The 25,027-nt window shown below is 33.6% G+C and carries 23 protein-coding genes; 4 read left to right on the top strand and 19 right to left on the bottom strand.

All coding sequences use genetic code 11. The features are described 5' to 3' along the window. Positions 1 to 121 precede the first annotated feature (121 nt). The gene (locus tag BUE10_RS20055) at positions 122 to 2,392 is read right to left on the bottom strand and encodes a glycosyltransferase (RefSeq protein WP_073488628.1); all 2,271 of its coding nucleotides are present in this window, start codon (positions 2,390 to 2,392) and stop codon (positions 122 to 124) included. A gap of 441 nt (positions 2,393 to 2,833) precedes the next feature. On the opposite strand from BUE10_RS20055, the gene BUE10_RS20050 reads away from it, so the two are divergent. Next, positions 2,834 to 2,995, top strand: a complete 162-nt coding sequence (locus tag BUE10_RS20050; RefSeq protein WP_073488300.1) for a DUF1328 domain-containing protein — start codon at positions 2,834 to 2,836, stop codon at positions 2,993 to 2,995. Positions 2,996 to 3,230: 235 nt separating this feature from the next. Here BUE10_RS20050 and BUE10_RS20045 read toward each other — a convergent pair whose 3' ends face one another. The 12 genes from BUE10_RS20045 to BUE10_RS19985 form a co-directional block, all read right to left on the bottom strand. After that, entirely contained in the window at positions 3,231 to 3,701 is a 471-nt protein-coding gene (locus BUE10_RS20045; RefSeq protein ID WP_073488298.1) for a DUF1440 domain-containing protein, read from the bottom strand. Positions 3,702 to 3,705: 4 nt separating this feature from the next. Beyond that, on the bottom strand, positions 3,706 to 4,215 hold the full coding sequence (locus BUE10_RS20040) for a DinB family protein (RefSeq protein WP_073488295.1): 510 nt from the start codon (positions 4,213 to 4,215) through the stop codon (positions 3,706 to 3,708). 18 nt (positions 4,216 to 4,233) lie between these two features. Continuing rightward, positions 4,234 to 4,608 carry a VOC family protein gene (locus tag BUE10_RS20035; RefSeq protein WP_073488292.1) on the bottom strand — a complete coding sequence of 125 codons (375 nt, stop codon included), beginning with the start codon at positions 4,606 to 4,608 and terminating at the stop codon, positions 4,234 to 4,236. 76 nt (positions 4,609 to 4,684) lie between these two features. Continuing rightward, positions 4,685 to 4,894 (bottom strand): hypothetical protein, encoded by a 210-nt coding sequence (locus BUE10_RS20030; protein WP_073488289.1) that lies wholly within the window; start codon positions 4,892 to 4,894, stop codon positions 4,685 to 4,687. Positions 4,895 to 4,906: 12 nt separating this feature from the next. Then, the gene (locus tag BUE10_RS20025) at positions 4,907 to 5,287 is read right to left on the bottom strand and encodes a DoxX family protein (protein ID WP_073488286.1); all 381 of its coding nucleotides are present in this window, start codon (positions 5,285 to 5,287) and stop codon (positions 4,907 to 4,909) included. A 476-nt stretch (positions 5,288 to 5,763) separates the two neighbouring features. After that, complete coding sequence (locus BUE10_RS20015) at positions 5,764 to 7,182, bottom strand: TolC family protein (protein WP_053474486.1); 1,419 nt, start codon at positions 7,180 to 7,182, stop codon at positions 5,764 to 5,766. A gap of 121 nt (positions 7,183 to 7,303) precedes the next feature. Further along, complete coding sequence (locus tag BUE10_RS20010) at positions 7,304 to 10,471, bottom strand: efflux RND transporter permease subunit (protein WP_073488280.1); 3,168 nt, start codon at positions 10,469 to 10,471, stop codon at positions 7,304 to 7,306. 12 nt (positions 10,472 to 10,483) lie between these two features. Next, entirely contained in the window at positions 10,484 to 11,704 is a 1,221-nt protein-coding gene (locus tag BUE10_RS20005) for an efflux RND transporter periplasmic adaptor subunit (RefSeq protein WP_073488277.1), read from the bottom strand. Positions 11,705 to 11,950: 246 nt separating this feature from the next. Continuing rightward, positions 11,951 to 12,544, bottom strand: a complete 594-nt coding sequence (locus BUE10_RS20000; protein WP_056199262.1) for a TetR/AcrR family transcriptional regulator — start codon at positions 12,542 to 12,544, stop codon at positions 11,951 to 11,953. 1,496 nt (positions 12,545 to 14,040) lie between these two features. Further along, complete coding sequence (locus BUE10_RS19995) at positions 14,041 to 14,382, bottom strand: hypothetical protein (protein WP_073488274.1); 342 nt, start codon at positions 14,380 to 14,382, stop codon at positions 14,041 to 14,043. Between the two features lie 122 nt (positions 14,383 to 14,504). Next, positions 14,505 to 15,101, bottom strand: a complete 597-nt coding sequence (locus tag BUE10_RS19990) for a hypothetical protein (RefSeq protein WP_073488271.1) — start codon at positions 15,099 to 15,101, stop codon at positions 14,505 to 14,507. Beyond that, positions 15,101 to 15,697, bottom strand: a complete 597-nt coding sequence (locus tag BUE10_RS19985) for a hypothetical protein (protein WP_143056005.1) — start codon at positions 15,695 to 15,697, stop codon at positions 15,101 to 15,103. Before BUE10_RS19985 ends, BUE10_RS19990 begins: the two co-directional genes overlap by 1 nt. Positions 15,698 to 16,029: 332 nt before the next feature. Here BUE10_RS19985 and BUE10_RS19980 point away from each other — a divergent pair, with 332 nt between their 5' ends. Next, entirely contained in the window at positions 16,030 to 16,263 is a 234-nt protein-coding gene (locus BUE10_RS19980) for a hypothetical protein (RefSeq protein WP_073488266.1), read from the top strand. Between the two features lie 138 nt (positions 16,264 to 16,401). Here the strand turns inward: BUE10_RS19980 and BUE10_RS19975 are convergent, their stop codons facing one another. Together BUE10_RS19975 and BUE10_RS19970 are read right to left on the bottom strand one after the other, a co-directional pair. Next, the gene (locus BUE10_RS19975; protein WP_073488263.1) at positions 16,402 to 17,085 is read right to left on the bottom strand and encodes a S1 family peptidase; all 684 of its coding nucleotides are present in this window, start codon (positions 17,083 to 17,085) and stop codon (positions 16,402 to 16,404) included. Positions 17,086 to 17,105: 20 nt separating this feature from the next. Beyond that, the gene (locus tag BUE10_RS19970) at positions 17,106 to 17,375 is read right to left on the bottom strand and encodes a hypothetical protein (protein WP_073488259.1); all 270 of its coding nucleotides are present in this window, start codon (positions 17,373 to 17,375) and stop codon (positions 17,106 to 17,108) included. Between the two features lie 490 nt (positions 17,376 to 17,865). Here BUE10_RS19970 and BUE10_RS19965 point away from each other — a divergent pair, with 490 nt between their 5' ends. Both BUE10_RS19965 and BUE10_RS19960 read left to right on the top strand, forming a co-directional pair. Further along, a complete protein-coding gene (locus BUE10_RS19965; RefSeq protein ID WP_143056006.1) occupies positions 17,866 to 18,069 on the top strand; it encodes a hypothetical protein in 204 nt (67 codons plus the stop codon). Then, on the top strand, positions 18,069 to 18,791 hold the full coding sequence (locus tag BUE10_RS19960) for a hypothetical protein (protein ID WP_073488253.1): 723 nt from the start codon (positions 18,069 to 18,071) through the stop codon (positions 18,789 to 18,791). Before BUE10_RS19965 ends, BUE10_RS19960 begins: the two co-directional genes overlap by 1 nt. A 93-nt stretch (positions 18,792 to 18,884) precedes the next feature. Here BUE10_RS19960 and BUE10_RS19955 read toward each other — a convergent pair whose 3' ends face one another. The 4 genes from BUE10_RS19955 to BUE10_RS19940 form a co-directional block, all read right to left on the bottom strand. After that, positions 18,885 to 19,517: a pYEATS domain-containing protein gene (locus BUE10_RS19955; protein WP_073488250.1), complete on the bottom strand. Its 633-nt coding sequence runs from the start codon at positions 19,515 to 19,517 to the stop codon at positions 18,885 to 18,887. 150 nt (positions 19,518 to 19,667) lie between these two features. Further along, positions 19,668 to 20,144 (bottom strand): hypothetical protein, encoded by a 477-nt coding sequence (locus BUE10_RS19950; protein ID WP_073488248.1) that lies wholly within the window; start codon positions 20,142 to 20,144, stop codon positions 19,668 to 19,670. Between the two features lie 431 nt (positions 20,145 to 20,575). After that, entirely contained in the window at positions 20,576 to 21,661 is a 1,086-nt protein-coding gene (locus BUE10_RS19945) for an efflux RND transporter periplasmic adaptor subunit (protein WP_073488246.1), read from the bottom strand. 71 nt (positions 21,662 to 21,732) lie between these two features. Continuing rightward, positions 21,733 to 25,023 carry an efflux RND transporter permease subunit gene (locus tag BUE10_RS19940; protein ID WP_073488244.1) on the bottom strand — a complete coding sequence of 1,097 codons (3,291 nt, stop codon included), beginning with the start codon at positions 25,021 to 25,023 and terminating at the stop codon, positions 21,733 to 21,735. Positions 25,024 to 25,027: the final 4 nt, after the last annotated feature.

Here is a 25,027-nt window from a genome sequence, read left to right as displayed (position 1 = left end):
TCATTAAGAAAGGGATTTTCCGGGTTTAATAGAATTTTGGTCAGTCTATTGCGTTATAAAACTACAAATTTTAAATTCCAAAATTCAATTTGGGATTTGGAATTTTTTAATTGGAATTTATCTATAAGTTGATCGCTACGCCGGTTCTCGATTTATTTAAGGGAATAACTTTAGATTCGTCTTGAGCAAATTTTTCCATTATTAATCTTGCGGTTAAGTAACATACGGTTGATTCTGCTCCCTGATTTAGGTTTACATTGTTTTTTTCAAGACCGTCATAACCGCCGCCGCTTACGGGATTGTACATAATTTGATTTAAATGATTTTTTCCTAAAAACCAGTTAAATGCAATTTTCATTTTTTTTCTATATTCCGGAGTTTCAAAAGCGTTATAAAAAGCATTTAAAGTCTGAATGGTGTACGTAACATCAATTGGCTGTTCTCCGTATTGCTGTGGTTCTGCACCTTTGTGGTACCAGCTTTGATTTGAAATTGCTTTAAAATTTCCGTCTGTAAATGTTTTCGACAGTAGGAAATCTAACGAATCTAACGCCACTTTTTTGTAAACTGCTTTGTTTGTAATTAAATAAGCGTACAACATAGATTCCGGCAGAATTCCGTTTCCGTACGTTAAATAATTTTCAAACCACTGCCAGTCTTCAGATGCTGTATCTTCGTAATTGGCCAGTAATTTGGTATTTAGTTTATTGATAATGGCCGCCACATATAAATTTGGAATTGCATTATGATATAAATACAATCCTTTTGTTGCAAAACCAATAGAACGCGGTGATTGAATGTTTTCTGCCCATTTTAATGAATTCAGAAAGCATTTTGCTGCTTTTTTAGAAATGTTTTCAGGCAGAATATCTGAATTTGAAACTACGGTTCCTAAAGCCCAAATTGCTCTTGCATTTGAATCTTCTAAATTAACTTCGGCATTTTGTTCAATATGTTCACGATTTTCCTGATCGACATAATTGATGAAATTTCCTTTTGGTTTCTGGCATCTTTCGATAAAATCCAAATAAATTAAAATGTATGGAAGATCGTCTTTGTCTCTGGTTAATTTATAATGCATACAAAAGGCGATCAAAGCACGGGCATTATCATCTAAAGTATAACCGGACCCCAAATCCGGAACCGAAATTTTACTAAACTGGATAATTCCCAAATCTGTCGTCAATCTTTTGATATGTCTTAACTGAATGTTCGGATAACTGTATTTGACATCTGATGGATTTTCGATTAATTTTTTATAAGTATTCATGTGGGTTAATGCACCGTTTTCCCAAGATGAAGCTCTCATTTTGGTAAAGGCATTGATTCCCATCTCACGTCTTAAATTTTCATCAGAAATTAATTTTAATGTTTCTTCTGCAAATTGATCCACATTTCCAATGTCAACCAAAACACCGCAGTCTGAAGTTAAAACTTCTCTTGTATGCGCAATTTTTGATGCAACCATAGGGCAGGCGCAGCTCATTGCATAAGCAAAAGTGCCGCTTACAGCCTGATTGGGATCTTTTGAAGTAAATAAATAAATATCGGTTGCTTTTAAATATTCTAAAAGTTCCTCAGTATCTAAATATTGATTGATGAAGCGAACATTGTTGTGTAAATTTAATTCGTCAACAATTGCTTCCAGTTTATCTCTGTAAGCATCGACACCATCTTTAATTAAATTTGGATGTGTTTTGCCAATAATTAAATATAATACGTTTGGTTCTTTCTCTACGATTTTGGCTAAAGCTTGTAAACCGGTTTCGATATTTTTTCCTTCGCCCAAAAGTCCAAAAGTTGAGAGCACAATTTTGTCCTGAATATCAAATTTTACTTTTGCTTGTGCCGGTTCTTCATAAATTACAATATGGGTTCCGTGTGGTACAGTTGTAATGATGTCTTCCTCAATATCGTAGTCTGTTATCAAAATTTCTTTTGACTGGTTTGTCATTACAAAAACAGAATTACTGTAGCTTAAAAGTAATTTTACAAAGGTTTTCAATTCGTTATTCGGGTTTGGAATAACGCTGTGAAAAGTATAGGTTAAAGGTTTTTTTACTGCATTTAAAAAATCTAGTAAATGATCGCCATAGTTACCGCCAAATAAACCAAATTCATGCTGAATGTGAACTAATTTCACATTTTTATCTTTATTAATTTCTTCGGCAACTTTTGTGTATTCGGCTCTTTCTTTTGTATTTAATGTAAAGGCTTGTGTTGAATTTGTCTGCGGCTTATCGACCAGTTCACAAATTTCACAAGTTATTGATTTACCAAAAATATCGGTAATTCCTTTAATTGTATCTTGAGTATAAGTTGCTATTCCACATTGTGTTGGAGGAAATGTTGAAAGAAAAACAATTTTCGATTTATTTGATATCTTATTCATGGGATTCTGTTTTAGTTCTGTTAATAAGTCGTCAAAGTTCAGAGTGGCCGCCGCAATCTTTGTCATCGACGACACCGTAATAAATTAAATTAGTCATTAAAAATGGCTGTTCCCGTTGCGAAAACTACCTAATTACATAACCATATCTTTTGATAATAACCAGCTGTACAGCCAGTTTTTAATTTTAAATAAAATTACCTTGAGAACGCAGCGGTAATTAACTCAATCGATCAAAAAATTAACTCTAAAGCTTCTGGATGGGAATTGTATAACGTTGAGACTGAAATTCTAAAAGTGGCAGATAAATTTATGATTTGTAACGTATTGCGATAAAAAATATACCTTTTGAGTTAATGGTTTTTGTAAGTAAAAAGGAACTTTGAGAGACAAACAAATCATGCTTGTAAAAAGTCACATTATTATAACTTAAATTTTAATATTATGTTACGTTGGACAATCACATTTATAATTCTAGCTATAGTAGCCGGAATTTTTGGTTTTGGCGGAATTGCTGCCGGAGCCGCTAGTATCGCAAAAATTTTATTCTTTATATTCTTAGTTTTATTTATTATTTCATTAATAAGCGGAAGAACAAGAGTTTAAAATCTTAGTTTATTGTTTAATAAAGCGAAATTAACTGTTGATGTTGATTTCGCTTTTTTGTTTTTGGTTTTAATCAATACTTATAATTTTAACACAAAGCACGCTAAGATTTTTAATAAGTTAGTTTTTTACTAAAACTCAAAGTTCGCAAAGCTATGTGTTCATCATGCTTTGCGAACTTCAGCATTGAAAATGCAGCCTGTCAAAAAAACTTAGCGTGCTTTGCGTTAAAATTTCAATGATAAGCTAATTCATAACCCTTCTTAGTTACAAAAGCAATTGGTAAACCAATGCAGAAAATCAAAATTAAAACAGAAATGATTAACGGAAGATCGAATTCTTTTGATGGAAGGTTTGGAAATACAATTGGAAGGACAATAAGGTTCATTACAATCCAGACAAAGATCCCGTATACAATTCCAGAAACAAAAATACTCTTTTTTAAAATAGGAACGTGAGGATATATTTTATAATAAAAATAAGCAAAAGCCAATGCGATAAAATAATGCAGTAATAAGCCGTAAAAAACCATTTGTGCGCCGCCTGTATAAGCATGCTGCTTAAAAATACCACTTGCAATAGACTGCAGAATTTTCTCGGCAGTTGTTTGATGTAATATAACGGAGTAAACGAAAATTGCAGCCAGAATATCTAAAGTTCCTGCCAGTAAACCAGAGTATAAAATAGTTTTAGATTTTGATATCATTAATTTAGAGTTTAGTTATGTATTGAAAAATAGTATTTAATTGATGCGTATGTCTTTGGGTGTGAACTAATGCAAAATCAATCCATTCGTACATGGTGAATTTGTCAAAACCGGGAACCTGAAAATCCAGGCAGGTTAAGGTTAAGTCGTATTTTTCGGCACAATCTAATAACTCAGATTCGAGCCTGAGCAATTCTATATTTAATGCGTTTTTATTGTATTCTTTTTTCTCTGGTTTAAGAAATACCGGAGCATCCATTTTTATAGTGAAATTTAAAAACAGACCTTCAATGTCTTTAATTTTTTCGTCGGGTTTTCTGGTTGTTTTTTCAGTATTTCCGGCAAATAATTCAGGAAATCCGGAACAGGCTAAAATAATATGCTGTACAACTTGTCCGGGAGTCCAGCTTCCCTGAAAGGGAATCTGATTTAATTCGTTTTCAGAAAATTTTGATAGAATATCATTTAATTTTTTGAATGTTTCAACAATATCTTTTTGAACGTCTGTCTTCATATTATTGATTTTTAAGGTTTAATTTACGGAGGTAATCCACCAGACATTTCCAAAAGGATCTGTTACGCCGCAGGTTCTGCCGTAATCCTGATCGCTTAATCCCATTAAAGAAACAGCACCGTTTTCTAATGCTTTTAGATACGTTTTATCGGCATTAAGAACGTAAACAAATAAATTGGCCGTTTGTTTTGACCAGTCTTCAGTTTCATCGGTTACCATTATTGTGCTTCCGTTTAAGGTAATTTCGGCATGCATTATAGTTCCGTCTTCGCGGAGTGCTTTTGAATGTGTTTCTGAAGCTCCGAAAACATTTTTTGTAAAATCTATAAATTGCGATGCGCCTTTCAGGATAAGGTAAGGCATTACGGTTTGATGTTCTGCAGGTAAATTCATTTTTTGTGGTTTAGAAGTTAGGATCTCAAAAATACAATTTTTATTGCAATATTTTGTAAATCAGTAAATTGTGATTTTACGGAAGTACTTCACAATGAAAACCATGCGAATTTAGAAGTTCGATTATTTTATGATTTGAAATAGAAGCAGCATGAACCCGAAGAATTTTATCGCAGTCTTCGAGATCAAAATTGACGATGCTGTTTGGGAAATGTTCAAGAAGTTTCCCCACAATCATTACTGATTGCTCGACTTCCTGAACATTTGTTTTAAAAACTTCTATCATCACAGGAAAGTTTTACAAAGCGATATTTTTGTATCGTTCGATTTTATGATAATAGATATATGAGATTGCCAAAATCACTAAAAAGATTAGCGGAAAGAAACTTTGAAAGTTAATACCGTCAATTGCAAAATGACTTATTGAAGCAAATATAAAGTCGAAACCGAATCCGGCGTAAGCCCATTCTTTTACATTTTTAGGAACCGACGGAATCACTAAAACCAAAACTCCCAGAATTTTGAAAATTACCAGTGCATTTCCAAAATACTCAGGATAACCTAAATGTCTTATTCCTTCTTTTGCCAATTCTGTCTGTGAAGTCAAAGCCGGCATAACGCCTTCGAATAGAAAAATAATAGTAGTTGTAACCCAAAAAATAATTTTTGCTTTTTTCATGTGGTTTGTTTTTAAATAGTTATTAGTTAATGTATTACAAATATACTATTCTTGTTTTTTCATGAAATAGTTATTTACGACTATTTTAGGGGCATTTGGGACATTTCTTGATTTTAGATTTTAGAGGGTAGATTTTAGATTTTAGATTTTAGATTTTAGATTTTTTTGGGATGGATAGTAGAAGTGTAGTAACCACAGAGTTTGTCATCCTGAGCGAAGTCGAAGGACCGCACAGATGCTCTACAAAGATTGTCGATTTTGATTGCGGGGCTTCGACTTCGCTCAGCCTGACAAAAAATGAGAATAAAAAATGCAAAGACAAAAAAATCCGTACAAATCCGTGCTTTCGCAAAGCGAATCTGCGTCATCTGCGTGCCATTGCCATGCCAGTAGTAAACTGAAAAACGCCATGAAACCTAAGTCTCACAGCGTTTTCCTCTCAAAAAATAAATAATTAACGGGTAATGTAACAGGTATTATTTCCAGCCTCCGCCTAGAGCGCGGTACAATTCAGTATTGGCTGTAAGTTGTTGTCTTTTAACATCTGCAAGTTCTAATTCGCTTTGCAATAAATTTGCCTGAGCAGTTAAAACTTCAAGATATTCTGCCATACCATTTTTGAATAAAAGGTTAGCATTTTTAATCGCTTGCTGTAAAGTTTTTACTTTTTCTTTCAAGAAAGTTTCCTGTTGTTGTAATTTCTCTACTTTAACTAAAGCATCAGAAACTTCGCTTACGGCAACCAAAACAGATTGTCTAAAACTTAAAACAGCTTTTTCTCTTTCTGCGACAGCAATATTATATTGTGTTCTTACTCTTTTGTTGTTCAAAAGCGGTTGTGTTAAACCTCCTGCAACAGTTCCGAATAATGAAGCCGGAATGTTGAACCAATTGCTGGTTTCGAAAGAGTTTACACCTCCTTGAGCAGTAATTCTTAATGTTGGATATAAATCAGCTTTTGTGATTCCAACATTTGCATTTGCAGCTTTAAGAGCTAATTCGGCACTTTTTACATCAGGTCTTCTGCTTACTAATGAAGACGGAATTCCGATAGCAGTATTGTTTTTAACTTCAATCGCACTTAACTTAATTGTTCTTTCTTTAGAATTCGGAAAAGAACCCGTTAAAACGCTTAAAGCATTTTCCTGAATCGCAATGTTTTGTTCCAATAACGGAATCAATTGCGCTGAGTTTAATTTTTGTGCTTCCGATTGTTGAATCGCCAATGTTGTTACCTGACCAGCATCATATTTTAATTTGATAATATTAGTTGTACTATCGTTTAATTTTAGATTTTGTCTGGCAATTTCTAATTGTGCATCCAGCATTAAAAGGTTGTAATATCCTCTTGAAACATTGGCAACAATATTCGTCTGCAATGCTTTTTTAACTTCTGCAGATTGTAAATATCCAGCGTAAGCACCTTTTTTCTGATTTCTGATTTTCCCCCAGATATCAGCTTCCCACGAAAGTGAGGCTCCGGCAGAATAATCGTCGATATGTTTAGCACCAATTGCCTGGTTTAAGTTCAATCCTGTAAAACTATTATCAGACGGATTGCTTGTGCTTGCATTTACAAATAAATTAACCTGAGGTACATTTCCCCATTTTGACTGAGTAAATCTGTATTGTGCAATTTCAATGTTCTTTTCGGCAATCTGCAAATCGTTGTTTCTTGCAACGGCGCTGTCGATCAATTTGATAATATCTTTTTCTGTAAAGAAGTTTTTCCACTCCACATCAGCAATACTTGTTGTATCACTCGAAGTTGATGCATTCCTGAAATTCTCAGGAAATGCATCTTTTGGAGTTTCAATATCCTTCGAAACTTTGCAGGATATTAATGTCGTGATCAGAATGGCGAAGGTCACGATTTTGGTTATATGATTTTTCATTGTCTTTTTATTAAATTTCTGTACAAGTATCTTTAGTTTCAAGATCTTTTGAGATTCTGTACGATATATAAGCGATGCCAATTATGATGGCTACTAAAGCTGTGGTTATATAGTTTTCCATTTATTCTTTTTCTTCGTTATGAATTACGGCAACTGGTTTTCCAGAAACCTTTTCTTGTAAATGCTGGAAGATGATGAATAAAACAGGAATGATAAACAATCCTAGAATTACTCCAGAAATCATACCTCCGGCAGCACCAATACTAATAGAGTGGTTACCTTGAGCTGATGGTCCTTTTGCACTCATCATTGGTATTAAACCTACGATAAAGGCAAGAGACGTCATGATAATTGGTCGCAAACGTAATTTTGCAGCATCGATTGAAGCTCTTATTAACGCTTGTCCCGATTTTCTTTTCTGCACGGCAAATTCGACGATCAGGATGGCATTTTTGGCGAGAAGTCCAATCAGCATGACAAGGGCAACTTGTACATAAATGTTGTTTTCAATACCAGTTAAACCAATAGCTGCGAATACTCCAAAAATACCTGCAGGGATTGATAAGATTACTGCCAAAGGCAAAATGTAACTTTCATACTGTGCAGCAAGTAGGAAATAAACGAATATCAAACACAGTAAGAATATTGTTGCAGATTGTCCTCCAGATGATATCTCCTCACGAGTTTGGCCCGAGAATTCAAACCCGTAACCTGCAGGTAATTGTTGTGCTGCTACTTCTTCAATTGCTTTAATGGCATCTCCTGAACTAAATCCTGGTTTCGGAATGGCATTAATAGAAATTGAGTTAAATAAATTGTATCGTGATGCGGTTTCTGAACCATAAATACGAGTTAGTTTTACTAAAGTATTTATTGGAACCATTTCGCCTGTTCTGTTTTTTACAAATACACGGTCAATTGCTGATGGATCAGCTCTGTCTGCAATATCAGCCTGAACTACAACACGGTAATATTTACCAAATCTGTTGAAATCAGATGCCTGCGCACTACCAAAATAAGCCTGCATTGTCTGCAGAATGTCTTTTACATTTACGCCTAATTGATTTGCTTTTTCGTCATTAACTTCCAATTGCAATTGAGGATAATCTGCTTTGAAACTGGTAAAGGCAACGGCAATTTCCGGACGTTTCATTAATTCACCGATAAAGTTTTGAGAAATTCCACTGAATTTATCCAGTTTTCCTCCCGTTTTATCTTGTAAAACTAAATCTAAAGCCTCAACGTTACTAAATCCTGGAACAGTTGGGAAACTGAATACGAAGAAACTTCCGCCAGAAATAGTGCCCAGTTTACCGCGAACCTGATTCATGATTTCGTCAATGTTTTTTACTTCGCCGCGTTCTTCGTTTGGTTTAAGCAATACGAATACAACTGCAGAAGATGGACTTGTAGAGTTGGTCAATAAGTTGAAACCTGAAATTGCGGTTACAAATCTTGAAGCATCTAAACCTCTTAAAGTATTCTCCGCTTCGGTCATTACTTTTTGAGTTCCGTCTAATGATGTTCCAGATGGTGTATTTACTGCAATCGCAATAAATCCTTGATCTTCTGTTGGAATAAATCCTGCAGGAGTTGTTTTTACCATTACAACAGTTGCCACAACAATTAGAGCTAATCCGCCCATACTTAACCATTTTCTTCTGATTAAGAATTTAAGTCCGCCTACGTAACGATTCGTTAAAGATTCAAAACTGCTGTTGAAAGCGGTAAAGAACTTCTCTTTAAATCCTTTTTTCACATAAGCTGCGTCGTGATCGTGTGCTCCGTGATTATCTTTTAAAAATAATGCCGCAAGCGCCGGACTCAATGTTAAGGCATTAACAGCCGAAATTACAATTGCAATTGCCATAGTAAAGGCAAACTGACGATAGAAAACTCCTGTAGAACCTTCCATAAAACCAACCGGCAGGAAAACAGCAGCCATTACCAGCGTAATCGAGATAATAGCACCCGTTATTTCGTGCATTGCTTCATGGGTTGCGATTTTTGGAGACAAGCGTTTGTGCTCCATTTTCGCATGCACCGCTTCGACTACCACAATGGCATCATCGACCACAATACCAATCGCCAGAATTAATGCGAAAAGTGTTAAAAGGTTGATCGAAAATCCGAATAACTGCATGAAGAAGAACGTTCCTAAAATTGCTACAGGTACAGCAATAGCCGGGATTAATGTTGATCTAAAATCTTGCAAGAAGATAAATACCACAATAAATACAAGTATAAAAGCTTCTAATAATGTATGCTCAACTTGCTCAATAGATTGGTCAAGAGATACTTTTGTACTATAGAAAATATTGTGTTTTATGCCTTTAGGAAAATCTTTAGAAGCCTTTTCCATCATTTTGTTAATGGCAATCTGAATATCATTTGAGTTAGATCCAGCTAACTGAATAACCCCAATTACAATTCCTTTTTTACCATTTAAACGAGTTAAACTGTTATAAGAGTATGCTCCAAGTTCAACTCTCGCAACATCTTTTAAGCGAAGTACTGAACCATCTGCATTAGAACGTATAGCAATATTTTCATAATCTTCTGGTTTAGTTAATTTCCCTTTGTATTTAATAACGTATTCAAAAACTTCTTTGCTTCGCTCTCCAAATTTACCCGGAGCAGCTTCCAAACTTTTGTCCTGAATAGCGCCCATAACTTCGCTTGGCGTCACTTTATAAGTTGACATCTGCGTTGGATTTAACCAAACACGCATAGAGTAATCTTTTACACCACCAAAAATACTGGCAGAACCTACACCCGGAATACGTTTTAGTTCTGGAATAATATTGATTTGTGCATAGTTGGCAACAAAAGTCTGATCATATTTTGCTTCATCATCAGTATACATACCAATTGCCATGATGAAACTGTTTTGTTGTTTCGCCGTAACAATACCTTGCTGTACAACCTCTGCAGGAAGCTGGCTCGTTGCCTGTGCAACTCTGTTTTGTACGTTTACAGCAGCCTGGTCAGCATCTGTACCCAGTTTAAAGAAAACAGTAATCGCTAAAGTACCGTCGTTACTTGCTGTAGAACTCATGTAAGTCATGTTTTCTACACCATTTATAGATTCTTCGATAGAAGGTGCCACAGAACGTAAAACCGTTTCTGCGTTTGCTCCCGGATATACTGCCGTTACCAAAACCGATGGCGGCGCAATATCAGGAAACTGTTGTAAAGGCAGTTTAGTTAAACCAAGTACTCCAAGAATCACCAATAAAATGGAGATTACGGTTGCCAGTACAGGTCTTTGTATAAATATTTTGAACATTTTCTTTTAGAATTATTTTTTATTAGTTACTTCGGCAACTTTTGCTGATTTTTCTGGCTGGATCGCTTGTCCATCCTGAAGTTTGTCAATACCGCTTAACACGATTTGGTCACCAGTTTTTACACCTTCTTTAATTAAATAATTGGTACCGCTTTTACCCACAATAGTAATAGGCGTTTTAGTTACTTTGTTGTCTTTACCTACACTGAAAACAAATACTTTATCCTGCATTTCAACTGTAGCCGACTGCGGAACTAAAATTGCATCGTCGTGTTGTAACCCTAAACGGATTCTTCCTGTGTTTCCAGAACGTAACGTTCCGTTTGCATTTGGAAAAGTCGCTCTAATTGTGATTGCTCCAGTAGTTTTATCAAACTGACCGTCAACCATATCAATTTTTCCGGTTTGAGGATAAGCATTGTTATCAGCTAAAATCAAAGTAACCGGAGGTAATTTTTTGATTTTATCACCAAGTGAACTTCCAGCGTATTGTGCTTTAAAGTTGATGAAATCAGTTTCGCCTAAAGAGAAATAAGCAAATACTTCATGAACATCTGATAAAGTTGTTAAAGCTTCAACATCAGAAGCAGAAACTAAACTTCCTTGTTTTTTAGGTAATCTTCCTATGTATCCGCTAACTGGAGCCGTAACATTTGTATATCCTAAATTAATTTTAGCAGAACCTACCAAGGCTTTTGCCTGTTCAATATTTGCAGCAGCAATTTTTTGAGAAGCTTTAGCTGTTTTCAATTGGTAATCAGAAACTACTTTATTTTGCACTAAAGGAGTCAATTTATCAACTTCTAAATTAGCGTTGATTAAAGCCGCTTCTGCAGCGTGTAAACTTGCTAAAGCATTGTTTAACTGCTCACGAAACGGACGTTCGTTTATTTTGAATAAAGTTTGTCCTTTGCTTACATAAGCACCTTCGTCAACAAAAATTCTGTCAAGGTTTCCGCTTACTTGCGGGCGAATTTCAACATCTACAGTTCCTTGTATAGCAGCTGGATATTCAGCATCAGTAGTTGTATTTGCACTTGTTATAGCCAACACAGGTAAAACCGGAGGTGGCGGAGCAGTAGGCGCCTGATTTTTATCGCCACAGCTGCTTAATACTAAAGCCAGAACAAAACTGGTTATAATTATTACATTTTTCATTTTCATATTGGTTTTAATTGGTTGAACATTTTCTCGGATTAAATTTTTAGGTATTCTGGAATTCTCGGGATTCATATCTAATTAAATTAAATTATCTAACGTTGTTAAGTAAAAGTGCGCAAATTTTCATACAGCAATCCCATCCATATTTTATTGCAAAATGGGAATTAAATTATTTATCACTGTTAAGTAAATGAGTAAAAAAACTCGATATTACTTGTATTAAATTTTCTAACAGTGTTAAGTTATCGTTATAAAAAAAAGGATTTAATATTATCCAATTAAATTATTTTACACTGTTAAGTAAAACGTGAAAAAAAACTATTGTATTGATTTGATGATACCACCAATGGCATCTTTCAAAATTTGAGCATTTATTGTTTCTAAAATATCACTTTTGTTAATGATGTTGATGGCGATTAAACCATGAATAACAGAAAAGAAAGTAAAATATTTTTGTTTAATGATATCTTCACTCGGATTGCTGTCTTTCATTACTTCAGCAATAACTCCGGTGAATAATTTGTAAGGTCCCTCTTGAGCCGAACATCGCTGTGCGCAGCAGGTCATTTGAACACCAAACATTAGTTGGTACATTTCAGTATTTGTAAAAGCGAAGTCCCAGTAAGTCATCCACATGGCTTCTAATTGATCTTCTGGTTTTTCAAACTTATCTATTGCAACTTGTAGTTCTTTAGTCAGTTTAATAAAACCTTTACCTGTCAGTTCTTCTAATATTGCTTCCTTATTCGAAAAGTATTCATAAATAATAGGAGCAGTATATTCGATTCTATCGGCAATTTTACGCATACTCAAACCATTCCAGCCTTCATCTTTTACGATATCATAAGCAGCGCCAAGAATGTTATTTCTTGTCTCTTCTTTTTGTCTTAAAATTCGATCTTTGCTAGCCATTATATTCGAGTATTAAATTGTTTAACACTGTTAGGCAAATGTATGGCGGTTTTTCTAATTATGAAATAAATTTGTCATAATATTTTCTTATCGTGCCATAGATTGATTTAAAAACCCTTGTTAAGCCTTCATTTTACTGGAATATTTAATCCTACGATTTTTTTAAGGAGCAGATAAATTTGTGTTTTTAAGACCATTTGTCCCGCTCTCCACTATATCTTTTATGGCGAACGCCGCCACAAAAGGATGCCGTTTCGATCGGGGCTAGGCGAGAAGGTATCTTTTTTCAGAAGAAACAAAAATATAAATGAAATAATTACGTGTAAACCGGATTGAAATCTGTTCTTAATAATTCTGTTTGAACTGGACTGAAGTCCAGCCCTACAATATGGATCGAGCCTTTGGCTCTTTTGCGTAGGAGCGATACATGTAGTTTGTCATTTAGAGAAATGACAAAGCAATACACTAAAAGGCTGCATAATGAGAATCGATTTGAAATTTCATTTCCAACAGAATTGTCAGTTAGTATCTAGCCAAGGATATTATTTTCATCTAATAAAAAACAAAATTCCGAAGGAATGATCCATATTGTAGGGCTGGACTTCAGTCCAGTTTAAAATGAATTAAATTGATGTGGAAATTTGGTGTATAAAAATTATACCCTAAACCAGATTAAAATCCGACCCATACAAATTACGCTTTGAACTGGACTGAAGTCCAGCCCTACAATATAGGCCGAGCCTTTGGCTCTCTTTTAGCTTTTCTTCATTTTGTTTTGATGCATTTGTCGTTTTTCTTGCGACCGTAGATAACATGAACAATAGATGCAAAAAAGAAAAAGATTTCTTTTTCATGTCATTGAGCAACAAAAATTCCGAAGAAACGATATAATTACGCTTTGAACTGGACTGAAGTCCAGCCCTACAATATAGGCCGAGCCTTTGGCTCTTTTCTTAGATTTTCTTCATTTTGTTTTGATGTATTTGTCATTTTTCTCGAGACCGTAGATAACATGAACAATAAATGCAAAAAAGAAAAACAAAAATTCCGAAGGAATGCTCCATATTGTAGAGCTGGACTGAAGTCCAGCCCTACAATATTAACCGAGCCTTTGGCTCTTTTCTTAGATTTCCTTCATTTTGTTTTGATGTATTTATCATTTTTCTTGTGACTGTCGATAACATGAACAATAGATACAAAAATGAAAAACAAAAATTCCGAAGGAATGCTCCATATTGTAGAGCTGGACTGAAGTCCAGCTCTACAATATTAACCGAGCCTTTGGCTCTTTTCTTAGATTTCCTTCATTTTGTTTTGATGTATTTATCATTTTTCTTGCGACTGTCAATAACATGAACAATAGATACAAAAATGAAAAACAAAAATTCCGAAGGAATGATCCATATTGTAGGGCTGGACTTCAGTCCAGTTTAAAAATGTAATACGATAAAAAAAGCCACAATCTTGTCAGGCTGAGCGAAGTCGAAGCCCCACAATCAACTTATCGACACATGTTTACTGAAATACGCAACCGCCATTTCTACAATTTCGTCTTGGGTAGTAAAACTATATTGTATTCCGTTTTCTAAAGTATAATGATCACCAATACTTGGAAAATATTCTTTTCCATTTGCATGAAATGAATGTATAACTGTAAACCACCGATGTCGCTCGTGATCTTTGAAGGAATAGATTAGATTATCTGAAGTAATAAAATTAGTTCCGTTATTAGCATCAAGTATAGAGGTGTATTTACTTTTTAAGAAACTACCATGAATACAGATGTTTGAGTTGAATTTTTGAGATAATAATTTGGTTATTTTTTTGGTATTGTGCATATAAAAATCTTTTAAATTTTGGCGTAGTATTGTAAATATAAGACAGCGGTTTTTACTTACTATACCCTTAAAAGTTTTTATTGTATTAAAATAAGGTTTTTTATAAGATGTTTAAACAGGATTCAATTCTCAATTCTTTTAGTTTTTGTAATTTTTTTTATTTGATTTTTTGCTAAATAATATATTCCAACAAAAAGCAAAAACACCATAATTTTCATCAACAATGCAAGAAAAAAGTTTGATGGATAAATGATATCCAAATCATTATACATTCTATAAGAACTTGGTAAATAATCGCGATGAAGAGTGACAGTAAATATTATCAATCGTTCAATTGAAAAAATAAGGAAAAAGCTGAATACGATTCTCAATAAAGCATTTTTGCTGACTTTTTTAAATCGCAGTAATTGTGTAAGAGCGAACCATAAAATGGGCTGCGACCAAAATCCAATCCAGTATTTCCCGAACATTCTGTTAAGCATATCACTTTTCTCCTCAGGATTATTTTCTGCATAAAAAACAAAAATTCCAATTATCCAGACAGCAAAATAAATTACGCCAGCCAAAGAAATAAATTTAACAGCTTCTTCATCTATTTTGTACAGAATTGGTTTCTTTATAAAAATTGAAACAATTAGATATAGAATTGAATATAAACCAAAGGCTGTAAAAAAGTCTATAGTTATTATTTGAAGAAGTAATAGAATGTTTTCTCTCATTATTTTTTCGTTCTGTCTTTTGCCAAACGGTTTTTGCTTTTCGAATACCCAGCTTCTTCTACATTAAAAGAATCTAGAATTCTATTCATTCTTTCGGTATATTGTTTTTCTTTACTGGCTTCTGTCCATGACATGATTTGATAGTATCGGTCTTTTCCCTGTACAATTGCAAATCGATAAAAAACGTTAAAACCGTCAGTAATTCCAGATATTGAAAAAACAATAGCACTTGAGGAATTAATTTTCTTTTTCTGTACATCGTAGAGCTTAAAATCTTTTAAACCAGATTTTTTTAAATTATTCAAAGTAGCATTGTAATACCCATCGAGATCTGGTGTTGTGTTTAATAAATTATTTTCAACAGCATTTACAAAATCAGTTTTTAATTCATCTATTACAATAATATAAAATTCGTCAAACTGATTCTGTAATTGTAAAGAAGCTTCATCATTCAATTCTGTCGTAACGCCAAGATTTTCCGGAACTGATAATGAATATTTATTTTCGACTGTTTTCTTTTCAAATTTTTCATTCGAATGATTCTGATCGCATGAAGTAAGAACTACAAGAAATAGTAAAGCAATAATTTTTTTCATAAGATATTTTCTGGTTTTTGGTGATGTAATATTAAGCCAAAATCGGATAATGTCCAACCCTTATTTTTGCGTTTTGGAATATTTAGTTTTTAAAAAGCTAGAAACTTTATACCATATATTATTTTATTATATTTGAATAAATGTGTTTTAATTTTGTAGGAAAATATTTAAAATTAACTTATATTTGTTTTTCCTAAATATTACGACTTTGAAACTAAACGAAATTTGCCCTTGTATTATGTGTACGGTATCGGAAACGACCGTAAGCACTGTCGTAAGTGCTAGGAACACTAACATGCAAGGGTTTTTATATTCCTAATTTTACGACAATTATGAAAACAAACACATTTTCAAAAGAAACCGAAACAAGACTTCTAAATTTCTTCAACGACAAAATTGATCCGCAAGAAATGGCCAAAGCAATAAGGCAGGTAAATTATATCCTTGCTTTAGGAGTTATGCGTGAACATGAAACCCTTCAAAACGGAATAGATAATTTAGAAAACAGCTTTTTTTGGCTGAATGAATTGGCTGAAGTTTTGAATCCTTATTTGGAGAAGGAATAGAATTTTTTATAAAAACCTCGATTTGAAAAAATTGAGGTTTTTTGTTTTTAATTCTTTTAAAAATGTTGCTGATAGATCTATTTTTAAATATCTTCCTTATTAACGAAAAGTTACTTAGAAACAAAAAATAATAATTAATTATACTAACAAATTTCCTATTATATTTGTCTTGGAACCTATTGTTTTAAGAGGTATAGCAGAACCCATTCCTAAATTTAAATTTTTCTTCATTTCGACAATTAATTGTTTTAAAGTTAGGACAGGATCAATTCCTCCTATTGACATTGTTATGCCATCTGCATTTGTTTGTTGAATTTGGTTCAAAAAACTTGATAAATTGCCAAATTTTGCATTTACAATTCCAATTAATTCACCAGCAGAATTAAAAAGAGGTCCACCTGAATTACCATGATTTATTGATGCATCAATCTTTATAAGTTGTATACCATTATTAGATTCAAAACCAGCAATATGTGCTCCTAATGCTGTTATATTATTAGTATGTGAAGGAAAACCTAAAACAAATCCTTCTTGTCCAATTTTAACGCTATCTGAATTGCCTAAGGCAACACCAGAACCAAGGGGTATTTGAAATTCTATAATTGCAATATCAAGATTTGCATCATTAAAAATAACAGTTCCAATTTGCCCATGGTTTTGTCCTGATAATGCTCCTACTATGTTATTATTAGGTACAATACAATGGCTACATGTTAATGCTCTTGTTCCATCACCAATTAAAACCCCGCTTCCCTGACCTATAGTTGAAATAACTCTAATTACCGAATTTTGAACTTGAAGGTATTCATTTGAAAAATCCATATTTTTATAATTTTGATTATTTAAACTTTATATTGATTAAATGTAAATTTTTTCCACGGAATTTGTGATAGATGAAGTTTAGACAAAAAGTCTACTATATCTTTTCGTCCATAATATGTTGGAATTCCTTTAGAATTTTGTGCCATTAAGATAATTGGCATTCCTGGAAAGTATATTGAAAATTGTTTAATTGCATTATCTCGTTCACTCGAATTTAATACATGTGATTTCACAATTACAATTGCAAAATTTTGACCTTGTTCTTTTATTATTGCTCCTTCCAATTGCATAATTATAAGTTTATTTTGTTAGTTAATAAATGATTAATTAAGCAAATATTATTATTAAATTAATTATAAATTTACGGAAAACCTTTTTCAAGTAAGAGAATTATATATTATCAAAAATATCAATTTTACAATCTAAATAACCACGTATTTTTACCCGTTTATAAAACAAAAAAAGGAGGCACAAAATGCACCGCCCTTTTAGGTAAATTTTAAATTTGCATTTTAAAATCAGTAACAATTTTAAAATGCTGCATTCAAGAATGCGTACGGTTTTTGGTAATCCCCTGCTGGCGCGAGCGTCCCGCTCGTGAACGCATTACTATTTTAATTCAAAAGGAATATTGCACGAGCGGGACGCTCGCGCCAGCTGGGGAGATGCTTATGTTAGCAGGAGTATATTTGAAAGGTAAGAAATTTAATGTTGACAAAACATTTTGTAACTCTTACAAATACTCTTACTTTTAACCTTATTAACTTTAACTTGAGAATTATGACAATTTTGCAATTCATCAAATCAAAACTTGACCAAGATACGCCTGAAGGTGATTTAGCTAGAGATGCATATAAGGACAAATCATTTAGAGCATTGAGAACTGATGCTGAAAGAAAAAATCATTTACAATTTAATAAGGCGGGTATTGCTCATATAGTTGAAAGTTTTTTTGAAGAGTTCAATGAAATTAATTCTAAATAATGAGTGAAGAAATTTCTAAGAAAACATTTTTAGATTATACAGCAGTAATTACTATTGGTGGAATTCTGCTCTATCAGTTAGGATGGTCTTATTGGGAAACATATCTTAATAATTTGAATATTGATAGTTCATTTATAGAAATTTCTATTGAAAAAATTATCACAACTACTTGGACAACTATAATTTTAGTATTTCTTGCTTTATTAAGGTCTATTGAAGATGTTATAAAATTAAAACAAAAGGATGAAATTCCCTTAAGTAAGGTAGTTTTATATTTGTTTTTTGGAATTATGCTGATATATATTGCAAATGATTCAAGCAACATCGATTTTTTAACGATTATTATATTTATTATCAGTTTAGTAATTATTGTTATGTTAGAAAAGCGAATAGATAGACTTGGAACTATTAACCGTCGGAGTTATATAATTATAATATTTATAGTAGGTTATCTTATATCTGTATTTTATTATCCATACGTAGCTAAGAAAGATTCTAAAAAAATGCTATCTAACTATGAAGATAATATTGAAATTGTATTGAATCACGACAACAAAATTATAAAAGGAAAATTTATCACTTTTATGAACGATAAGTACTTTATTTTAATTGAAAATAAAAATTGCCAAAGAGAAACAATAGTAATAAATGATAGCGAAATTTATCACACAAAGTTCATAACGAAAGCCGCCGCTAGTGCGAGCGTCTTTACCCGTGAATGAAGTCTAAATCATTAATGCCAACTTTTTGTAAATATTTTTTATTAAAATTGTTACTAAACTTTTTTCAGGACGAGACAAGTAAACTCATTTTTTTTAAGATTTAGGTTTTTGCTCTTGATCGACAATACAAGCTACATCACCCATTTCAAAATCAATATATCTATAGACAGTTTCGCTTTTTCCATCATTAAAATTTATTTTTGCAGTACATAAAAATGCTCCATATGCAGAGGTAGCAATTGCAAAACCATTACTTCTGTCAAGACTACTGAAAATATTTTTGCCCCAAAATTTCCCAAAATAATATTCAACACTTGTAACTTGAATTAAATTACAATTTTTTTGTGGAATTATATAAATTAGAATATCGTAAAGTTGACCATTTTTTTGTGATTTAAAAATTTTATGAACAAGCATTGCACCACGCTGTACTTTATAATAATCGTTTCGTTGTTTGTTTCTTGTATTACCTTCATCTTCAGTAGTAATAAAATGATTATTTTGAATTGAATTATTAGGCAGTACTTTCAGAGAATCAATTTCAAAAGAACCAATTTTAACTCCTGCTCCGTGCTTTAATCTATTTACCATTGTTGTTAGAATTGTAAAAATAAAATTCTTTACAAATAAGAAAATCACAAGCCAAAATATTATCCAAAGTAAATCAGGGAAAACTTTTTCCCATGGAAAAGAATCGTATTTTATTATCGTTTCAGGATGTTTCATATTAATGTTGATTTATTTATAATACTGTAAAGTATCTATATGAAAAAATATTACTCGGCTAACATGAGTGTCCCGTTCATGATTTTTTACATTTAGTTTTATCTATATTACGTTCACGAGCGGGACGCTCACGATAGCAGATGGTAGTTCTTATTGGTAAGCCTTTTTAGCACTATTTAAACACCAACTTGCAGGTGTAGTTGACGTATTTTCTATAAGTTCAGTATATTTCTCATTCAGGATTTTTTTCTGAGAATCAATTTCATCTTGATTATTTGTACAAGCAAATTCAAATTTGTTTGCTAATGATTCATATTGCTTACTAAGCCTAAGGCATTCCTGTTGATGACTATCACATTTCAATGCAGTATGGAGACCTGAAACGATTGAAGATATTAGTAAGACAGATGAGCATATAATTTTCCAGTTACTCATAGTTACTAATCCACTCTCAGTAAAAATTGATATACCTAAAAATGCAGGTAAAATAACACCTAATGCAATTGCCATCCATCTAAAAGGAGTTATTACAGTTAACCATTTTTCATAAGCAGTCTTTTGAATTAAACACTCAATCTTCTTTCGTTCAAAATATTGTTTTATTTCTTGTAGTTCTTGCTCTTTCATAAGAATAGTATTATTTAGACTTACAGTTAATATTCAGTGACTTGGAGCAGTATTGTTTTTTAAATTTAGTTTTAAAGATAACAATTTAACTTAGTAATTTCCGGTTGGAACTAAATTAGCTATTTTGTCAAAACCATTGCTACCACTGCTTTGACTAGCGCCGAGCCTCTCGTTCGTAAACACAATCTAAACCAATAATTCTGATTTTTCTGAATTGTAAAATCATTTTATCAAAAATATTAATTTACTAATCTAAACAACTACGTATTTTTACCTGTTTTATTAAACAAAAAAAGGACGGCACTATATCAAGTACCGTCCTTCAAGGCAAATTTTAGATTTGCATTTTAAAATCAGTAACAATTTTAAAATGCCGCATTCAAGAATGCGTACAGTTTTTGGTAATCACTAAATTGAAGACTAAACGCAGGTTATTCGTTTATGATATCGCCTTCCTTAGTTTCTTCGCTGGCAATTTTTACCAGTTTATCTTTAAGGCTTAAATCTCCGAAAATTTCGATTTTGTCGTCGATTTCTCTTCCTTTTTTAATATCAACTCTGTTTGCTTTATGATTCACAACTCTAATTACAAACAAACCTTCAGCAGAATTCACAACCGCCGATTTCGGAACTACAAATGTGCTGTCTTTCGCGTTAAGCGGTAATAAAACTTCGGCAACCATTCCAGGTAATAAATCTTTTTTGGTATTTATAACATCCATTTCAACACGCTCAGAACGTAATTTTAAATCTAAAGCACCAGACATTCTGGTAATTTTAGCTTTAAAAGTTTCAGGCAATGATTTTACATTAAAACTCATTTCGTCGCCTTCGTGTAAATATCCTGTATACAATTCTGGAATAGAAACCGCCAAACGTAATTTATCTTGCTGTTGAATGGTCAATAAAGGCAAATCTGAGCCTTTTCCTGCCGGACCAACAAATGTTCCTAAATTCACGTTTCTTGCCGCCACAACGCCATCAAACGGAGCGCGAATTTCAAGATAACCTCTTATAATCGAAACTTCTTTATGAGCTGCAATTGCGGCTTGGTATTGCGCGTAATCAGAATTCTTTTTTCCGCTTGCCATTTCTAAATCATTTTTAGAAATCGTTCCTTCAACTTTGCTTGTTTCATACAAGCGATTGTAAGTGCTTTTGCTGGTTGCATAAATCGCTTCCATCGATTTTAATCTCGATTCGGCAGCAGCCAGCTGTGAACTGATTTCAGGAGCTTCTAAAACAATTAAAAGCTGTCCTTTTTTTACTTTCGTACCAATATCAACTTTCAATAATTTTACGAAACTGCTCACTTTAGCATACAAATCTACTTGTTGAAAACCAGTTAATTCGGCTGGTAAACGCAATTCTGTGCTTAGTTTTTCTTTTTCTAAAAGAAACGTTTCAGTTTTAGGTTCAATTTCTGCCACAACAGGTTCTTCTTTCTTTGAATTACAGCTGTTAAGGAAAAACAATGCTGCAAAAAACAGCGCGCTATATTGTATTTTATTTTTCATTTTTTGGTTTTATATGATTATTAAAGGATAAAAGTTATCGAAGTTTTTTCACCTCGATTGGACTTTCAACTTTATGACTTTCCAACTTTCGACTTACTTATTGATGAGATATAATGGATGCTTTCTTCGTCTTCAGGATCTAAAGAAACAGATTGTGTCGATGTTTTTTCTTGTGCCCAGGCAAAAATCTGAGGAAGAATTAATAATACGGCAAAAGTAGAAAATAATAATCCGCCAATAACCGCTCTTCCTAACGGAGAAACCTGATCGCCTCCTTCACCGTGTCCAATTGCCATTGGCAGCATTCCCGCAATCATCGCCACAGAGGTCATGATAATTGGACGAAGACGTAACGCCGCAGCTTCTCGCGCAGATTCTAATGCGTTTCCGTTTCGTTTGCGCAATTGTTCCGCATTTGTGACCAGTAAAACGGCATTGGCAATCGAAACTCCAACCGACATAATAATTCCCATATACGATTGTAAATTTAACGTTGAACCTGTAAGCGTAAGCATTAATAAAGCTCCTAAAACAACCGCAGGAACTGTCGTTAAAATAACCAATGAAACTTTGAACGACTGGAAATTAGCGGCTAACATTAAGAAGATTACAAAAACGGCAACCAATAATCCTGTTTGTAAACTACTTAATGTTTCGCTCAATACAGTACTTAACCCAATTGGCGAAATGAACAAACCACGAGGTAATTCGCCTAATGAACTAATTGTTTTGCCCACATCTTTTGTAGCCGTACCTAAATCGGTTTGGTTGATGTTTGCCGTAACGGTAATGTAAGGCATAGCCCCTAAATTGTCATTTTCACCACTTACAAATGTGGGTGTAATTTTTGCAACGTCGCTCAAAACCGGACGAATCGAGTTTCTTAATACCGGAATTTCTCCAATATCAGTTTTGCTTTTCATCTTATTCAAAGGAACCTGAACCTGAACGTTATAGGATAATCCTGCTCTTTCATCAACCCAGGTATTTTTTTCTGTATATCTTGATGATGAAGTCGAAGCTATAAGCGAACGTGATATATCATTCATATCAACTCCTAATTCAGCAGCACGAGTTCTGTCGATATCGATATTCATTGCCGGATAGTGAATTGGCTGACCAATTTGCACATCTCTGAAATACGAAATCGCTTTTAGTTTGTCAACAATTTGATTGGCATATAATTCATTTCGTTTTTTGTCTTTTCCTGCAATTCGAATTTCGATTGGAGTAGGAGAACCCTGGCTTAAAACTTTATCTGTCAATTCGATTGGTTCAAAAGAAACTTTTGTATTTGGAAGCACTTTTTTAAGTCTTGCTCTAAAGTCATCTTTAAACTCATCCATATCAACATGATATTCTTTTAAACTTACCTGAAAAACAGCTTCATGCGAACCTGCCATGAACAAATAAATAGGGTTAATGGAGAATAAAGATGGGTGCTGGCCCACATAAACAGAAGAGATTCCGATATGTTCTTTTCCAACCATTTTCTCCAATTCTTTTAAAACAATTCTGGCTTGTTCTTCTGTTATTTCTAAACGAGTTCCGTCAATAGCACGCATTCTCAATTGAAACTGACTTGAGTTGGTTTTTGGAAATACGTCTTTTCCGATAAAACCAATAAATACAATGGCTAAAGCTGTAGCAGAAACCAAATAGATAATACTTGTCGCTTTTTTGTATGGAAATAAACGATCTAAAGTTCTCATAAAACGAATTCTGAATCTTTCAAAAAGACTTATTTTTCCGTTATTATCCGTATCTAATTTTTCAACATAACCTTTTTTCTGTGTTATCAAATCTTTTTCAGATTCAGGAGTTAAACCACAGTCTCTAAATTCTGCTTCATCATCTGTAATTTCTGGGCCATGTTCGTGTTTTTCATGACCTTTCATGATCCAGTTTGCCATTACAGGCACAAAAGTCTGAGATAATAAAAAGGAAATAACCATCGAAAATCCAATCGCTAAAGCCAAAGGCAAGAACAACGCTCCCGGAATACCAACCATGGTAAACGCTGGCGCAAATACGGCTAGAATACAAAGTAAGATCAATAATTTAGGCAATGCAATTTCCTGACACGCATCCCAAATCGCGAGTGCCTTGGGTTTGCCCATATCAAGATGCTGGTGAATATTTTCAATAGTTACCGTACTTTCATCCACCAAAATACCAATGGCAAGAGCCAGTCCGCTTAAAGACATTAAATTGATCGTTTGCCCGAACAATTTCAGAAATAAAACTCCCGAAATAATCGAAATAGGAATGGTTAAGATTACGATTAATGCCGCACGTTTATCTCCCAGAAATAATAAAACCATTAATCCCGTTAAAACCGCACCAATAATTCCCTCAGTAATTAAACTTTTAACCGAGTTGATTACATAAACCGACTGGTCAAATTCATAAGATAATTTTACATCTTCAGGAAGTGTACTTTGAATTTTAGGTAATTCTGATTTTAATTTCTGAACTACATCCCAAGTCGAAGCATCACCCGCTTTTGCAATACTAATATAAACCGAACGTTTTCCGTTTACCAAAGCATAACCTGCCGTAATATCGGCACCGTCTTTTACCGAAGCAACATCGCCTAATTTTAGATTTTGAACGCCGCCTTTAAATAACGGAATCTGTTCAAAATCCTTAACTTCTTTAATCGTATTATTGGTTGGCGTAATATAGTTTTTGTCGCCCATACGAACGTTTCCTGATGGAGCCGTTTGGTTGTTTAAACGAATCGCCTCCACAATTTGATCCGGCGTCATATTATGCGAACGCAATAAATCAGGGTCTACGTTAACCTCAATTGTTCTTGGGCTTCCGCCAAAGGGAGCCGGCGATAATAAACCGGGAATCGAAGTAAACGAAGCACGAACATAAACGTTGGCTAAATCCTGTAATTCGTTATTTGACCTAATTTTACTGCTCAAAACCAATTGACCAATTGGCAGTGAAGAAGCATCAAAACGAATGATAAACGGAGGCTGTGTTCCCGGTGGAAAAACCGCCTGGATCCTGTTTGAAAGCGCACTTAACTCGGCAGCAGCCTGAGCCATATTTGTACCTTCATAATAGGTTAATTTCATAATCATTAACCCCTGAATATTTTTGGTTTCTACGGATTTTATACCATTCGAGAAAGGTAAAACATTCACGTAGTTTTTAGCAAAATAAGCCTCCATCTGGTCTGGCGTATAACCTCCAAACGGATGCGCAATATAAATAACCGGCAAATTCATTTTTGGCAGAATATCTACCTTAATGTCCTTGATGGCACCAATTCCGAAGAAAAATAGACCCGCAACCAATACTAATATGGAAATGGGTTTGCGGAGTGCAAAACGTATTAAATTCATTAGA

The organism is Flavobacterium sp. CF108, from assembly GCF_900129795.1.
Lineage (GTDB): Bacteria > Bacteroidota > Bacteroidia > Flavobacteriales > Flavobacteriaceae > Flavobacterium.
The sequence above is the reverse complement of the archived record's forward strand: the minus strand, read 5'-3'. Positions and strand labels throughout refer to the sequence as shown.

Coding starts and splice junctions, on each gene's coding strand:
- BUE10_RS19990 (WP_073488271.1), bottom strand. CDS start 15,101: ATGAGAGAAAACATTCTATTACTTCTTCAAATAATAACTATAGACTTT.
- BUE10_RS20045 (WP_073488298.1), bottom strand. CDS start 3,701: ATGATATCAAAATCTAAAACTATTTTATACTCTGGTTTACTGGCAGGA.
- BUE10_RS19940 (WP_073488244.1), bottom strand. CDS start 25,023: ATGAATTTAATACGTTTTGCACTCCGCAAACCCATTTCCATATTAGTA.
- BUE10_RS19950 (WP_073488248.1), bottom strand. CDS start 20,144: ATGAAAGAGCAAGAACTACAAGAAATAAAACAATATTTTGAACGAAAG.
- BUE10_RS19985 (WP_143056005.1), bottom strand. CDS start 15,697: ATGAAAAAAATTATTGCTTTACTATTTCTTGTAGTTCTTACTTCATGC.
- BUE10_RS19970 (WP_073488259.1), bottom strand. CDS start 17,375: ATGCAATTGGAAGGAGCAATAATAAAAGAACAAGGTCAAAATTTTGCA.
- BUE10_RS20005 (WP_073488277.1), bottom strand. CDS start 11,704: ATGAATCCCGAGAATTCCAGAATACCTAAAAATTTAATCCGAGAAAAT.
- BUE10_RS20010 (WP_073488280.1), bottom strand. CDS start 10,471: ATGTTCAAAATATTTATACAAAGACCTGTACTGGCAACCGTAATCTCC.
- BUE10_RS19995 (WP_073488274.1), bottom strand. CDS start 14,382: ATGCACAATACCAAAAAAATAACCAAATTATTATCTCAAAAATTCAAC.
- BUE10_RS20000 (WP_056199262.1), bottom strand. CDS start 12,544: ATGGCTAGCAAAGATCGAATTTTAAGACAAAAAGAAGAGACAAGAAAT.
- BUE10_RS20015 (WP_053474486.1), bottom strand. CDS start 7,182: ATGAAAAATCATATAACCAAAATCGTGACCTTCGCCATTCTGATCACG.
- BUE10_RS20025 (WP_073488286.1), bottom strand. CDS start 5,287: ATGAAAAAAGCAAAAATTATTTTTTGGGTTACAACTACTATTATTTTT.
- BUE10_RS19975 (WP_073488263.1), bottom strand. CDS start 17,085: ATGGATTTTTCAAATGAATACCTTCAAGTTCAAAATTCGGTAATTAGA.
- BUE10_RS19980 (WP_073488266.1), top strand. CDS start 16,030: ATGAAAACAAACACATTTTCAAAAGAAACCGAAACAAGACTTCTAAAT.
- BUE10_RS19960 (WP_073488253.1), top strand. CDS start 18,069: ATGAGTGAAGAAATTTCTAAGAAAACATTTTTAGATTATACAGCAGTA.
- BUE10_RS20040 (WP_073488295.1), bottom strand. CDS start 4,215: ATGAAGACAGACGTTCAAAAAGATATTGTTGAAACATTCAAAAAATTA.
- BUE10_RS20050 (WP_073488300.1), top strand. CDS start 2,834: ATGTTACGTTGGACAATCACATTTATAATTCTAGCTATAGTAGCCGGA.
- BUE10_RS20055 (WP_073488628.1), bottom strand. CDS start 2,392: ATGAATAAGATATCAAATAAATCGAAAATTGTTTTTCTTTCAACATTT.
- BUE10_RS19965 (WP_143056006.1), top strand. CDS start 17,866: ATGACAATTTTGCAATTCATCAAATCAAAACTTGACCAAGATACGCCT.
- BUE10_RS20035 (WP_073488292.1), bottom strand. CDS start 4,608: ATGAATTTACCTGCAGAACATCAAACCGTAATGCCTTACCTTATCCTG.
- BUE10_RS19945 (WP_073488246.1), bottom strand. CDS start 21,661: ATGAAAAATAAAATACAATATAGCGCGCTGTTTTTTGCAGCATTGTTT.
- BUE10_RS20030 (WP_073488289.1), bottom strand. CDS start 4,894: ATGATAGAAGTTTTTAAAACAAATGTTCAGGAAGTCGAGCAATCAGTA.
- BUE10_RS19955 (WP_073488250.1), bottom strand. CDS start 19,517: ATGAAACATCCTGAAACGATAATAAAATACGATTCTTTTCCATGGGAA.